This window comes from Myxococcus sp. AB036A (assembly GCF_006547355.1).
Taxonomy (GTDB): domain Bacteria; phylum Myxococcota; class Myxococcia; order Myxococcales; family Myxococcaceae; genus Myxococcus; species Myxococcus virescens.
Window position 1 is genome coordinate 1 of record NZ_VHLC01000165.1, and the last position, 12,067, is coordinate 12,067.

Here is a 12,067-nt window from a genome sequence, read left to right on the forward strand (position 1 = left end):
GAGGGGGCGGGCGGCACCTGCGCGGTCAGGGCGTCGAGGGCGTTGGGCGTCTTCATGTGCGCGGGTTCGCATACACCAACGCGCCGGTGGATGCAGCGCCCGTGGCCGGGTAGAACCCGGTCGTGATGCGTCTCAAGCCCTCTTGTGTCCTGCTCCCGTCGCTCCTGCTGCTCGGCAGCGCCTGCATCGTGGAGGCGCCCGGCGGCGCGAGCGCGCAGGAACGGCGTGCGGCCACCGTCACCCAGGTGCCCCCCCTGTCCGTGAAGAGCGGCGCCAACCTGGGCGGCAAGGTGGAGCTGGTGGGGGCCACGGTGGAGCCCGGCCGGCTGACGCCCGGAGACCAGGCGAAGGTGGCGCTCTACTTCAAGGTGCTCCAGCCCATGGACGACGACTACCTCATCTTCGTCCACGTGGAGGACGCGGACGGCCGCGCCGAGCGCATCAACGTGGACCACAAGCCCGCGGGCGGCATGCTGCCCACGTCGCAGTGGAAGCCCGGTGAGACGGTGAAGGACGAGTTCCCCATCTACGTGCCGCCCGGCTCGACGGCCCGCGCGCTGAACATCTGGCTGGGGTTCTGGGAGCCGCGCACGGACTCCCGGCTGCGCATCCTCAACCCGAACGCCGTGCGCAACGACGGCAAGGACCGCATCCTGCTGGGCCAGGTGCCCGTGGCGCGTTGAGTCGCGCCTGAGCGGGCACTTGGGGGCTCACACTCCACCTTCTGGCCTTCGAAGATGGGCGCGGGCGGCAGTGTGTGTCTAGCCTCGAAAGCATGCCTGCCAGGAAGTTCGTCCTCCAAGCTGCGACTGTCCTTCTCGCACTCACAACAGGTTGCTCAGGTATCGCCACAAGCACCGTTGGCCGCCGCGGCATGGGGCGCCACAACGCTTATGCCCTGGCGTCCTGCACAGACACCGTGTCGTGCTGCATCCAGCGCAACCCAGGTGTGCCCGAGGCTTGTGGCCTCACGGCGGGCGAGTCCGCCGCGCACATTGCGACCATGGACGCCGCCATGAGGCGCGCGAATGAAAAGGAAGACGAAGACGACGCTGACGACGGATGGAAGGAACACTGCATCAACACGTACGTCGCCTGCCGGGACCAGAAGAAACCGCGATGGGAAGGGGACTGCTACGCCTGCTTCCGGCGGTGCGAAGGACAAAAGCAGTGGCCATTCAAGGAATGCCACCAGCGCAGATAGGGGCCCGCCCATGCCGGAGCACGACGCTTGGAACAGAATCTGGGAGCTGAACCACCGGGTTACTGACCTCGGAGAGCCGCTCGCCCTTACGGATGAAACCCGCGCACTGCTGCGGGAGACCGCATCCGAGGTCGCCATTGCACCCGAGGATGCAGCCAAGGCACTGCAAGGCGACGCGAGCGCCGCCGCGCTGCTCAAGGAAATTGCGAAGCGCATCCGCGTGGGGTCGCGGCGCCTGTCGCGTGCCCTCACTGACGCGAACAGGCTCCAGGAGGAAGGTGACCTTGGCGCCGCACGCGCACCGCTGTTGGACCTGCTCGCGGTTGAGGTCGTCCCCTACTACCGTGAGCTCGCCCAGATTCAGTTGGATGCGCTCGACGAGCCGTAACTGCTTGAACTTAGAGGAAAAACGCCGGAGCGGCCGTGTAAGCCGAGTTCTGTTCCCACCCCTTTCGGGATGGGCGGTGAACATTCATCTAGGGCCCTGGTTGCCCAGGGGCCTCATCAGCGAGCAACCCGAACGCATGGGACGGGCCATCCCTGTCCTCCGTACGGCGAGGACGCGCTCCTATTGGCTCTTGCTCCAGGTGGGGTTTACCGAGCCGTCCGAGTCACCCCGGACGCGGTGCGCTCTTACCGCACCGTTTCACCCTTACCCGCCCCTTGCGGAACGGGCGGTCTGTTTTCTGTGGCACTTTCCTGCGAGTCGCCTCGACTGGCCGTTAGCCAGCACCCTGCCCTCTGGAGCTCGGACTTTCCTCCCGCCACCCATGACTGCGGTGACCGGCGTTCACCCGGGCCGCTCCGGCACCTTGCGCTTACAACAGCCGGGCAGGGGCGGTCCACTCCGGGGCGTCCACCGGGCTCTGGAACGTCCGCTTCCGCGCGCGCAGGCGGCGGCCCGTTCGAGGAGCAACGCGCGTTCTCGCGCGTTCGCCGTGAGGGCGGCGGCCTGCTCGAACTCCGCGCGGGCCTCGTCGAGCCGGCCCAGCTTGCCGAGCAGGTCTCCGCGGACGCTGGGCAGCAGGTGATAGCCCTGGAGTGAGGGTTCCGAGGTCAACGCGTCCACGAGGGCCAGCCCCGCCTCCGGGCCGAACGCCATGGAATGGGCGACCGCTCGATTGAGCTCCACGACAGGGGAGGGGACGACCTGGGCCAGGGTGTCGTAGAGCGCTGCGATGCGTGCCCAGTCCGTGGCCTCGGCCGTGCGCGCGCGGGCGTGGCATGCGGCGATGGCGGCCTGGAGCGCATAGGGGCCCTGTGCGCCTTCCAGAGCCTCGGCGCGTTCGAGCGCTGCGAGGCCCCGGCGAATGAGGAGCTGATCCCAGAGGGCCCGGTTCTGTTCCAACAGGAGGACGGGCTCGCCCTTCGGTCCGATGCGCGCTCGTGAGCGGGACGACTGAATCTCCATCAAGGCGACGAGGCCATGGACCTCCGGCTCCTTCGGCGCGAGCCCCGCCAGGATTCGGCCCAGGCGCAGGGCATCCTCGCAGAGCGCGGGGCGCATCCAGTCATCGCCGGCCGTCGCCGCGTAGCCTTCGTTGAAGACGAGGTAGATGACCTCGAGAACGGTCGACAGGCGGGCGGCCAGCTCCTCGCTATCGGGGACTTCGAAGGGGACGCGTGCCTCCGCGAGCGTGCGCTTGGCCCGGACGATGCGCTGGGCCACGGTGGGGACGGGGACGAGGAAGGCGCGGGCAATCTCCTCGGTCGTCAGGCCTCCGAGCAGCCGGAGCGTGAGCGCCACCCGTGTCTCCTTGGAGAGCACCGGGTGGCAGGAGACGAACATCAATCGCAACAGGTCATCGCCCACGACGTCGTCGAGCGCGGCGTCCAGGTCCGGCGCGGCGGTGCCTTGCAGCGACTCCAGTTCGTGACCGAGTTCCTCGTGCTTGCGCTCGAGGAGCTTGCCCCTGCGCAGTTCGTCGATGGCGCGGCGCTTGGCGGCGGCCATGAGCCACGCGCCCGGGTTGTCCGGGACGCCCGTCTCCGGCCATTTTTCGAGCGCGGTGACGAGCGCGTCCTGTGCGAGTTCCTCCGCGCGGCCCACGTCGCGCACCATCCGCGCGAGACCCGCGATGAGGCGAGCTGACTCGATTCTCCAGACCGCCTGAATGGCCCGTTGTGTCTCGGTGGAAGCCGTCACGGGCGTAACTCAATCACCGTTCGCTCGTGGCACAAGGGGCGTGTGCGCCCGGCATTTTCTTTTTGAAAGTGCGGCGTGTACCGTCGGCGAGCCATGCGGCGGCTTGGACACCCAGCGGGTAGCCGGTCCGTGCAGATGCGGTCCGCTGCCTCTCCGGGGCACCCCCGGGGACATTTCATCAGGAGCACACCGTCACGCGCGGCCGTCTCCGCGGCGAGCCGCGGCCCGGGCCACGCAAGACACGACAGGTGGGACCACGCCGCCGCATGGCGTGAGTGTGGAAGATGAGTGAGCGTCGCGTGGTGGCTCAGGCGCTCGCGTCCGCGTTTCTCGCGGGGCCCTGGACGCTCAAGGGGCTCATTGAAAGAGGCACGGAGGTCGTCGGAGGACGGGCGCCTTGGGTGTCGTCCCTGGCTCGCAGCGCGATGCTCTTCTTCCCGCGTCCGCCGCATGCGCGGATGGAGTTGCTCGGGGACTTGTTGGCTTCGCGCCCCGCGTTCAAGCGGGGCTTCACAGACCCTTCGGCGCGTGCGCGCATCGTGCGCTGGATTGCGTCCGAGCCGCGGATGGCGCGTCAGCCGTGGCCCGTGCCGTCGCTGCCGACCCAAGCCGAACTCGCGGCATGGTTGGGGGTGACAGGGGCGCAACTGGACTGGCTGGCGGATGTACCGGGCATCGAGCGCACGTCCTCGCCAGGGCGGTGGCGGCGCTACCGATACACCTGGATTCCGAAGCGCAGCGGTGGTGAGCGCCTGTTGGAGCGGCCGGGATTGGACCTGCTCCTGGTCCAGCGCAAGCTGCTCCACGGCATTCTGGACCACATCCCGCCGCACGACGCGGCGCATGGCTTCGTCGCGGGGCGGAGCGTTCTTGGTTTCGCGGAGCCTCACGCACGGCAGGCCGTCGTGGTGCGAGTGGACATCGAGGACTTCTTCTTCGCGGTGCGGCCCGCCCGAATCTGGGCGGTGTTCCGCACGGCGGGATATCCGGACGGCGTGGTGAGCGCGCTCGGGGGACTCTGCACGAACCGCACACCCAGCGCGGTGGTGTCGCAGGCGCGGCGGCCGGATTCACTCGCCGAGGCGAGCGCGCGCTGGCGTCTGGCGCGGAGGCTCGAATCGCGGCACTTGCCACAGGGGGCACCCACGTCGCCCGCGCTGGCCAACCTCGCGGCGTACCGGCTCGACGTCCGGCTGTCGGCGCTCGCAGAGGCGATGGGCGCGCGGTACACGCGATACGCGGATGACATGGCGTTCTCGGGTGGTGACGCATTGGCCCGGCGCACGCACAAGTTGCTGCGGTACGTGAGCCAGATTCTCCGAGAGGAGGGCTTCACGCCGCGCACGGGGAAGACGCGGGTGATGCACCGGAGCACCCAGCAGCGGCTCGCGGGCGTGGTGGTGAATGAGCATCCTTCCGTTCGCCGCACGGACTACGAGCGACTGAAGGCCATTCTCCACCTGTGCCGCACGCGAGGCCCCGCGAGTCAGAACACCGAGGGCCACCCCGACTTCCGCGCGCATCTGCTGGGACGCATCGCTTGGGTCGCACACCTGCACCCGGCCCGAGGCGCGAAGCTGCGCGCCACCTTCGACCAGATTGCGTGGGACTGACGCCCACGCCTTTCGACTACCCGACGGGCCAGTAGAGCTTTTTCAGGGGGACCAACGCCCGCGTCTCCGCGTCGAGGTTCTCGTACTGCTCGACCAGAAGCTCACGAAGGTCGGAGAGCGTGAGCAGTCGGAGCGGGACCGAGGAGCGGTCTGCTTCATAACGTGCATCCTTGGTGAATCCGCCTGTGCTGACGTAGAGGCATCGGTCGCCCTGCTTGCGGCCCCCGAGAAACGCACGAATCGACTGGGAGTTCATGGACTCGCCCACGCGGTGCTTCACCTCACAAAAGATGCGAGGTTCCTGGAGGCCCAGCCCGTCTGGCGAAGCGAAGATGTCGACACCTCGGTCCGCGCCAGGTGCGGCGACGCGCGTGCGGTAGCCCATGGCGCGGAGGATGCCCGCGACGAGTTCCTGCATCTCGCTCCAGTTCAGCCTTGCGATACGGTCCTCGATGAACTGTTCGGCCTTTTCGACCTGCTCCTCCCGGAGCACCGCTTCCGTGCCCTCGTCGCTGTCCACGACGGGGGCCGGCGTGGGCGGCAGGGACGCTACGGGACGTTCCAGCTCCACGGCTTGCGCCCAGAGTCCCGCGGTGGCTTCCGCGCTGGGTCGAAACAATGTGGCGATGGAGCCGAGGCCGTTTCGAGTCGCCGCGCTCAACTGGTTTCGCAGGACGTGGTGCGTCCAGCGAACGCGGCGGACAAGCGGAGGCGGCCCGGCGCGGTTTTCGACGCCCGATTCGATGCGCCCCAGTAGGTAGATGCGCTCGTTCGGGTCGTATGTCACCGCGCTGTCGCCTTGCTCAACATCGCGCATGAACCGGCGGACCTGGGCCGCCCAGACGCGTCGGGTGCCTTCCTTGTCCTCCGGATATGCCTTGGCGAACCGGGCTTCAAGCTCGTCCGCGCTCATGTCTGGCGCGAGCGGGCCGACCTTGTCCCATCCGATGCCGACGAGCCCCTCCGTCTTGAAGGCATCGAAGAACGCGGCACCGCGACCCGCACGGATGAACCACAGGCGCTTGTTGGCAGTCACCACTTCCCCCTGATGTCCGTCCCTGGAATGGCTACAGCCGCTCGTCGATGGCGCGGTTGCTCATCTCATCCGCCTCGGCGTTCTGCGCGCGGGGGACGTGGTGCAGCTTCACCTTGGTGAAGCCCTTGAGCAGCTTCCGCGCCTCTTCATACAGCGGCTTGAGCGTCGGGCTCTTCACCTGGTAGCGCCCGCCGAGCTGACGAATCAGCAGCTCGCTGTCCGCGAAGACCTCCACCTCGCGCGCGCCCAGTGACTGCGCATGCTTCAGGCCCAGCAGCAGGCCCATGTACTCCGCGCAGTTGTTGGTCTGATGCCCCAGGAACCGCCCGAGCCGGGCCACCACGTTGCCCTCGGGGTCCATCAGCACCGCGCCCGCGCCCGCGGGCCCTGGGTTGCCCCGAGCCGCGCCATCTGAATAGACGCGCAGCCGCGGATGCGATTCGGAAGCGGGCGCCGCATCCACCGGCGGGCTCATGGCCCCAGCCGGCACCTGCGTGCTCGGAGCCGACGCAGCGGAGGCTGGCGACATCCCGCCGAGCCGCTGTGCGGCGTCCTCAATGAGCTGCCCGAGGTGCTCCCGGGTGAGGCCTCGGAACGCACGTACCGTCCCTTGCAACGGCTCCTCACGCGCGATGTGGCGGAGGATGTCGATGATGGACGGCGCGGGCATGTCCACGAAGCCGTGCCGCTACTTCGACGCCGCCGGAGTTTCCTGCAGCGCTTCCACCGCGTAGATGATGCGGTTGCACGAAGGGCAGATGTCCGTGCCCAGCCCGGTGCGGAGCTGGTTGTAGAGCTGCGGGGGCACGTTCATGTTGCAGCCCTGGCAGGTGCCGGCGACCACGCCGACCATGGCGGGCAGCTTCTTCTTGCGCACCACCTCGTAGCGGCGCAGCAGGGTGGCATCCACGCTCGAGGCCACTTCGGCACGACGACCTTCCAGCCCCTTCACCTGCGACTCGGCCTCGCCCAGCTTGCCGCGCAGCTCCGTCATCCGGCCGGACAGGCCCTGCTGCTTCGTCGCGTAGTCGGCCTCCTTGCTCTTGATGGCCTCGCGAGCGCCGCCGAGCTGCTTCGTCAGCTCCGTCAGCTCCTCCGCCATCGTCAGATTGGCCTTCTTGGCGATGTCGATTTCACGGGCCAGGGCGGAGTACTCGCGGGTGGAGCGCTGCTCGCTGAGCCGCGTCTCCCACTTCTTCACCTTGTCCTTCTCGTCCGTGATGTTCTGCTCGAGCTGGGCCTTCTGCTTCTCCATGTCGGAGACGCGTGCCCGTTCCGCCTCGATGGCGCTGCGGGCCACACCCAGTTCCCGCTCCAGCTCGGCAATCTGACGGGGGTGAACGTCCGCGGCCTTTCGGAGCGAGGCGACCTCGAGGTCCACGTTCTGCAGCTCCGCCAGCGCTTTCAATTTCTCCCGCAAAGTTGCTGCCTCCCACAGGGCCGCACCGTGTACGGCAACGGCCTAGTTCTTGTACCAACAAGGTTAATGAGGGTCCAACGTCCAAATAGGCCACGAGTCATCCCTCGTGGCCCTTGCTGCCATGCTGCATTTGAAACAGCTTCACGCACCCGTTAGACCGGAGCGCGTGCTTCGTCCATCCTTCGTCATCGTTCTTTGCGCGCTCACTCCTGCCTGCAAGGAGTCCGCGTCTCCGCCGCCCGCCACCACCACGTCGCCGGCCATCGCGCCCGCCGCCACGAACACGAAGTGGGGCGTCATCGAGGGGCGCGTCCGTCTTGCCGGCACGCCCCCCGCACCCGCTCGCCAGCCCACCATCGGCACCGTCGTCTCCGTGTGTGGCGAGGAGACGGAGGAGCGCACGCTCGTGGTGGGAAGCGGGGGCGCGTTGGCCCACACCGTGGTTTCCCTTAGAGACGGCCACGCGCTGCCCGCGTCCGCGCGCGCCGCGCCGGAGCCCGTGCTGGACCAGAAGCAGTGTGTCTATGACCCGCCCGTGCTGGCCGCTCGCACCGGCAGCACCCTGGTCATCCGCAACTCGGACCCCTTGGTCCACAACGTTCGCGCCGCCTCCGGAACGAACCGCGCCTTCTTCAACGTGGCCATGCCGCTGGAGGGCATGACGGTGAAGCGGCAGTTGCCCGCAGAGCCAGGCGAGGTCCCCATCCACTGCGACATCCATCCGTGGATGCGCGCGCGCGTGCGCACCTTCAATCATGAGTACTTCGCGACCAGCGGCGCGGACGGACGCTTCCAACTGGAGGTCCCCGAAGGCACCCACACCCTGGTCCTCTGGCACGAGCGGCTTCCAGAACAAGCCCGCACCGTGACGGTTCGCGCCGGCGAGCGCGTCCAGGTGGACGCGGAGTGGCCGGTGGCCGACCTGAAGTAGCCCGCCAGTCCGTACCCTTGAAGGATTCCGGCGCTCGACGTCTAAAAGGTTGAGAAGCCGCGAATCGATTGGCGTTTCCGTTCCGACAGAAAAATTGTTATGCGGGCGGCAGAAGCCACGACCGAGAAGAGGGGGCCGAGTCATGCAGCAGCAACCAAAGAAGCAAGCATTCCCGAGCAACGGCATGCGCGGCCTGGAGGCGCCCCGGAAGGCGGCGGTTCGGCCCATCGGCATGCAGGAGATGGGGCCGACCCTGTACGAGCAGCTCCGCCGCGCGCTGGTGGAGCTGACGCCCGCCTCGTCCAACTGAAGCCGGGCCGTCCGGGCGCGAACGCCACGGCCTGAAAAGCGAAGGGGCTCCCGGCTTGTGCCGTGGAGCCCCTCGTTGTTTGCGAACCTAGATTTCGTCCTCTTCGCTATCGCCTCCCGCCGCCTCGTCGTCGTCGAAGGAGTCCAGCTCCTCCTCGTCGTCTTCGCCGCGACCGGCGGGTTCCTCCGGTTCAATAGGCTCAATGACCTTCGGGGCAGCGGCGAGACGGCCACGCCTTCCCTCGGGCTGGGGCTTGAGCGCCGGGCTTTCCCGCTGATCCGCCCCACACTTCGGGCAGATCGGGTCCGGCTTCTTCATGTCGTAGAACTTCGTCTGGCACTTGAAGCAGACGTGTTTTGTTCCGAGGTCCTTCGCCGGCATTCGCCACCTTGTGTAAAAGGCGAGTGAAGACAGGGGGGAGGGCGGCTCAATAGTTGGGCCGCAAGACAGAGTCAACCTGTGGTTTGCGCCGGAGATTTCTAGCGGTAGCATCCCGCCCACGTTTTCCCCCGGAAGCTGGACACCCCTCTTGAACTTTACCTGCGACAATTGCCAGAAGCGGTATTCCATTGCGGACGAAAAGGTCCGCGGCAAGACGGTCAAGGTCCGCTGCAAGAACTGCCAGAACGTCATCACCGTCGAAGGGCCCGCCGAGGAAGAGAACACCCGCGTGGTGTCCCTCGCGGACGTGGAGCGCATCCGCGCCCAGGAGCGTTCCCTGGCGGAGCCCGAGGCGAGCGCCGCCCCGGCCGCCGTCATCAGCGCGCCCATCGCGGCCGCTCCGGTGGCGAAGGCGCCCGCGGCCGCCCTGCAGACGCCCTGGGACGATGAGCCCACGCGCGCCGCGCCCATGAAGGCCACGGGTTCGCCCTGGTTCGTCATGGTGCGCAACAAGCAGGAGGGCCCGCTGGACGAGGGCGCCCTCCGTGAGCTGGTGGCCACCAACACCGTGAATGGCCGCAGCTTCTTCTGGCAGCAGGGCATGGCGGACTGGAAGCGCGGTTCGGACATCCCCGAGCTGGCCGGCCTCTTCGAGCCGCCGCCCGTCGCAGAGCCGCCTCCGCCGCCGCCCGCCATCGCCGCGCCGCCTCCGCCCGAGCCTGCACGCCCCTCGCGCGGCACGCCCGTGCGCCGGGAGCCGGAACCGCAGGCCTTCATCCCGGAGCCCGAGCCAGAGCCGCGGCACGCCGAGTCCGAGCAGCCCTGGCCGGACGAGGAAGAGGAAGCGCCGGACAACACGTATTACGGCGACCCGTTGCCGCGCGCGCAGCCGCAGCCGCAGCAGCAGGCCCAGGTGACCCGCCGCGCGCCGCAGCCCCAGGCCGCCAGCGCCGCGCCGCTGGACGACGCGCTGTTCTCCGACCTGGACCTGCCGGGCAACCGCAACGCCGGTGACGGCGAGGAGCCCCAGGACGACGGCGGCGTGCCGTACCCCGATGATCCGCGGGCCGCGCTGGGCGGCGGCGAGGACGACGACGAAGGCAAGGCCGTCGAGGACACGCGCCACTTCGCCAAGAAGTCGGGTGTCACGCGCCGCAACCCCGCCTGGAAGTACGCCGTCTTCGCGTTGCTGCTGCTCATCGTCCCGCTGGGCCTGGCGTATGTCCTGTCGGAGACGCTGGGCGTGGTGCCGCTGCGCGTGCAGACGGTGGACGCCAGCGGCAACGCGGTGGAGCAGCCCATCTTCTCGTCGGAAGGCGTGGGCGCGCTGCGCGATAAGCTGATGGGCCGTGAGCCGCCGCCCGCGTCCCCCAAGCCGCCCGCAGAGGGCAAGCGCCCGGTGCCCCCTTCGGAGGGCAAGCGCCCGGCCGCCGCGCCCGGTGAGACCGGCGCGGTTGCGGACCCGGAGGCCGCCGCGGCGCCGTCCAAGGGGGCGCTGGAGGCCGTCTACGTGGACCCGGACAAGAAGGACGTGGACCCGACGGTGCGCAGCGGCGAGGAAGTGGCCGCCGCGGACACCGAGGAAGTCGGCGGCCCGTCCGACGAAGAGGTGGAGCGCGTGCTGGCGAAGACGCAGCCCGCCTTCCGTGACTGCGTGGAGGCCGAGCTGCGGAAGAACCCGTCCTTCAAGGGCGGAAAGGTGACGCTGACGGCCACCGTGGGCAGCTCGGGCACGGTGAAGGCGGCCTCGTTCGACCGCAAGGACCTGAACCGCAACAGCCCCGTGGGCACCTGCATCCGTGACCGCGCGAAGGGGATGGTCTTCTCCGCCTTCGCTGGCGAGGACGTGGACCTGGAGATTCCGCTGGTCCTCTCCAAGTCGATGTAGCCGCCTAGAGGTCGAAGCTCCCGGCCGGCGGCGGCTTCTTGCCGCGCGTCGCCTTCTCACGGGCCCTGCGCACCTCCTCGCGCAGGGCCTCGGTGGCCTCAGCGTCCACCTCCAGGGTGTCGAGGTCGAGCACGTCGCCCTCGCGGATGCCCTCGGGCAGTTCGCTCAGGGGGCGCGTCAGCTCACGGCCTTCCACCACCAGCACGGCGATGTCGTCTTCGATTCGGTCCAGCGTGGCCCGGGTCGTCATGGGGCGTGGCTCCTCAGGGGTTGCAGTCCCGGGCAGGCCGCCGTCCACGCGAGGCCTCTTCCCGGCTGGAGAAGGTCACCAGGTTCGATGACTTGATCTTCACGACGTTGCGGCAGGTCGGCTTGTGGAACACGTCGCTGCGGACGCTGCCGACGTAGGTCCCCACCTTCACGGCGCCCGAGTCGGAGGCCCCGCTCCGCGAGCGCGAGCCCGCCCGAGAGGGGGGCGCCCCTTCGTCCGTCGGGTCGTCGAGGCTCAGGGTGTACATCTTCCCCGTGGGCTGCTTGCCCGAGCCGTCACGCGTGCCGGAGCGGCTCGTCGCGCGCCGGGAGTCTCCCACGAGCGCGGTGTCCCGAGGCATGGGCGTGCCCAGGCCCAGGTAGCTGTAGCGCGTGTCCTCCGGGACGCCAGCCGACAGGCGCTGCGGCGTGACGACGAGCGTCTTCCCGTCGCTCACCACCTGCACCTCGCCGTGAAGGTCGGTGCGGAACACCTGCGCGCCGGTGGCCTCCAACTGCTCGAGCATGGCCGGCGCGGGGGCGCCAATCAGGTTGCCTTCGCCCGCGGAGATGACGGCGGCGCGAGGCCCCACGGCCGTCAGGAAGGCGGCGGTGGTGGGCCCCTCGGTGCCGTGCGCGGCCACCTTGAGCAGCGTGGCCTGCATGGGGGCGTTGCGCGCCAGCAGGTGGTCCACCGTCCGGGCATGCGCGTCCGCCATGAAGAGCACCGCGGTGTCCCCATAGGTGAGCCGGAGGATGACGGAGTTGGCCTCCAGCGCGGCCTCGGGCACGTCGAGCAGCGGCTCGGTGGGCGCGCGGGGCCACAGCACCGTGAGGGACACGCCCGCGCCCAGGGGCAGCCGCTGGAGCGCGTTGGGGGTGGCGGGGG

General features: G+C 68.9%; 13 protein-coding genes, 1 other RNA gene and 1 pseudogene. 7 read left to right on the plus strand and 8 right to left on the minus strand.

Going from position 1 to position 12,067, the window contains the following annotated elements; genetic code table 11:
- The first annotated feature begins 125 nt into the window (after nt 1-125).
- The 3 genes from FL344_RS36680 (at nt 126) to FL344_RS36685 (ending at nt 1,592) form a co-directional block, all read left to right on the plus strand.
- The gene (locus FL344_RS36680; RefSeq protein ID WP_171445472.1) at nt 126-683 is read left to right on the plus strand and encodes a hypothetical protein; all 558 of its coding nucleotides are present in this window, start codon (nt 126-128) and stop codon (nt 681-683) included.
- A 92-nt stretch (nt 684-775) separates the two neighbouring features.
- Entirely contained in the window at nt 776-1,204 is a 429-nt protein-coding gene (locus FL344_RS39590) for a hypothetical protein (RefSeq protein WP_141621775.1), read from the plus strand.
- Between the two features lie 10 nt (nt 1,205-1,214).
- Nucleotides 1,215-1,592: a DUSAM domain-containing protein gene (locus FL344_RS36685; protein ID WP_141621776.1), complete on the plus strand. Its 378-nt coding sequence runs from the start codon at nt 1,215-1,217 to the stop codon at nt 1,590-1,592.
- A gap of 22 nt (nt 1,593-1,614) precedes the next feature.
- On the opposite strand, the gene rnpB is transcribed toward FL344_RS36685, so the two are convergent.
- An RNA gene (gene rnpB / locus FL344_RS36690) (RNase P RNA component class A) lies at nt 1,615-2,010 on the minus strand.
- A gap of 71 nt (nt 2,011-2,081) precedes the next feature.
- Nucleotides 2,082-3,350: pseudogene (locus FL344_RS36695) on the minus strand (RNA polymerase sigma factor); the annotation flags it as partial.
- Nucleotides 3,351-3,634: 284 nt separating this feature from the next.
- On the opposite strand from FL344_RS36695, the gene FL344_RS36700 reads away from it, so the two are divergent.
- On the plus strand, nt 3,635-4,963 hold the full coding sequence (locus tag FL344_RS36700; protein WP_141621777.1) for a reverse transcriptase family protein: 1,329 nt from the start codon (nt 3,635-3,637) through the stop codon (nt 4,961-4,963).
- Nucleotides 4,964-4,979: 16 nt separating this feature from the next.
- Here the strand turns inward: FL344_RS36700 and FL344_RS36705 are convergent, their stop codons facing one another.
- The 3 genes from FL344_RS36705 to FL344_RS36715 are packed head-to-tail and all read right to left on the minus strand — an operon-like array spanning nt 4,980 to nt 7,419.
- Complete coding sequence (locus FL344_RS36705) at nt 4,980-5,999, minus strand: restriction endonuclease (RefSeq protein WP_141621778.1); 1,020 nt, start codon at nt 5,997-5,999, stop codon at nt 4,980-4,982.
- Between the two features lie 31 nt (nt 6,000-6,030).
- Entirely contained in the window at nt 6,031-6,669 is a 639-nt protein-coding gene (locus FL344_RS36710) for a ribonuclease HI family protein (protein WP_090490449.1), read from the minus strand.
- An 18-nt stretch (nt 6,670-6,687) separates the two neighbouring features.
- Nucleotides 6,688-7,419 carry a zinc ribbon domain-containing protein gene (locus FL344_RS36715; RefSeq protein ID WP_141593675.1) on the minus strand — a complete coding sequence of 244 codons (732 nt, stop codon included), beginning with the start codon at nt 7,417-7,419 and terminating at the stop codon, nt 6,688-6,690.
- A 106-nt stretch (nt 7,420-7,525) separates the two neighbouring features.
- Here FL344_RS36715 and FL344_RS36720 point away from each other — a divergent pair, with 106 nt between their 5' ends.
- Both FL344_RS36720 and FL344_RS38785 read left to right on the plus strand, forming a co-directional pair.
- Nucleotides 7,526-8,350, plus strand: coding sequence for a hypothetical protein (locus tag FL344_RS36720; RefSeq protein WP_141621779.1), 825 nt, complete (start codon nt 7,526-7,528; stop codon nt 8,348-8,350).
- Nucleotides 8,351-8,492: 142 nt separating this feature from the next.
- Nucleotides 8,493-8,660, plus strand: a complete 168-nt coding sequence (locus tag FL344_RS38785) for a hypothetical protein (protein WP_163884686.1) — start codon at nt 8,493-8,495, stop codon at nt 8,658-8,660.
- An 87-nt stretch (nt 8,661-8,747) separates the two neighbouring features.
- Here the strand turns inward: FL344_RS38785 and FL344_RS36725 are convergent, their stop codons facing one another.
- The gene (locus FL344_RS36725; protein WP_090490285.1) at nt 8,748-9,041 is read right to left on the minus strand and encodes a TIGR02300 family protein; all 294 of its coding nucleotides are present in this window, start codon (nt 9,039-9,041) and stop codon (nt 8,748-8,750) included.
- 148 nt (nt 9,042-9,189) lie between these two features.
- Between FL344_RS36725 and FL344_RS36730 the strand changes: the two genes are divergently transcribed.
- Complete coding sequence (locus FL344_RS36730) at nt 9,190-10,929, plus strand: AgmX/PglI C-terminal domain-containing protein (protein WP_141621780.1); 1,740 nt, start codon at nt 9,190-9,192, stop codon at nt 10,927-10,929.
- Nucleotides 10,930-10,933: 4 nt separating this feature from the next.
- Here FL344_RS36730 and FL344_RS36735 read toward each other — a convergent pair whose 3' ends face one another.
- Nucleotides 10,934-11,179, minus strand: coding sequence for a DUF3006 domain-containing protein (locus tag FL344_RS36735; RefSeq protein ID WP_141593678.1), 246 nt, complete (start codon nt 11,177-11,179; stop codon nt 10,934-10,936).
- Nucleotides 11,180-11,192: 13 nt separating this feature from the next.
- The coding region (locus FL344_RS36740) for a ComEC/Rec2 family competence protein (RefSeq protein ID WP_368667463.1) at nt 11,193-12,067 on the minus strand (875 nt) is incomplete at its 5' end.

Excerpts from the sequence above, each read along its gene's own strand:
- FL344_RS36700 (WP_141621777.1), top strand. The coding sequence starts at position 3,635 with ATGAGTGAGCGTCGCGTGGTGGCTCAGGCGCTCGCGTCCGCGTTTCTC.
- FL344_RS36725 (WP_090490285.1), bottom strand. The coding sequence starts at position 9,041 with ATGCCGGCGAAGGACCTCGGAACAAAACACGTCTGCTTCAAGTGCCAG.
- FL344_RS38785 (WP_163884686.1), top strand. The coding sequence starts at position 8,493 with ATGCAGCAGCAACCAAAGAAGCAAGCATTCCCGAGCAACGGCATGCGC.
- FL344_RS36685 (WP_141621776.1), top strand. The coding sequence starts at position 1,215 with ATGCCGGAGCACGACGCTTGGAACAGAATCTGGGAGCTGAACCACCGG.
- FL344_RS39590 (WP_141621775.1), top strand. The coding sequence starts at position 776 with ATGCCTGCCAGGAAGTTCGTCCTCCAAGCTGCGACTGTCCTTCTCGCA.
- FL344_RS36680 (WP_171445472.1), top strand. The coding sequence starts at position 126 with ATGCGTCTCAAGCCCTCTTGTGTCCTGCTCCCGTCGCTCCTGCTGCTC.
- FL344_RS36710 (WP_090490449.1), bottom strand. The coding sequence starts at position 6,669 with ATGCCCGCGCCGTCCATCATCGACATCCTCCGCCACATCGCGCGTGAG.
- FL344_RS36735 (WP_141593678.1), bottom strand. The coding sequence starts at position 11,179 with ATGACGACCCGGGCCACGCTGGACCGAATCGAAGACGACATCGCCGTG.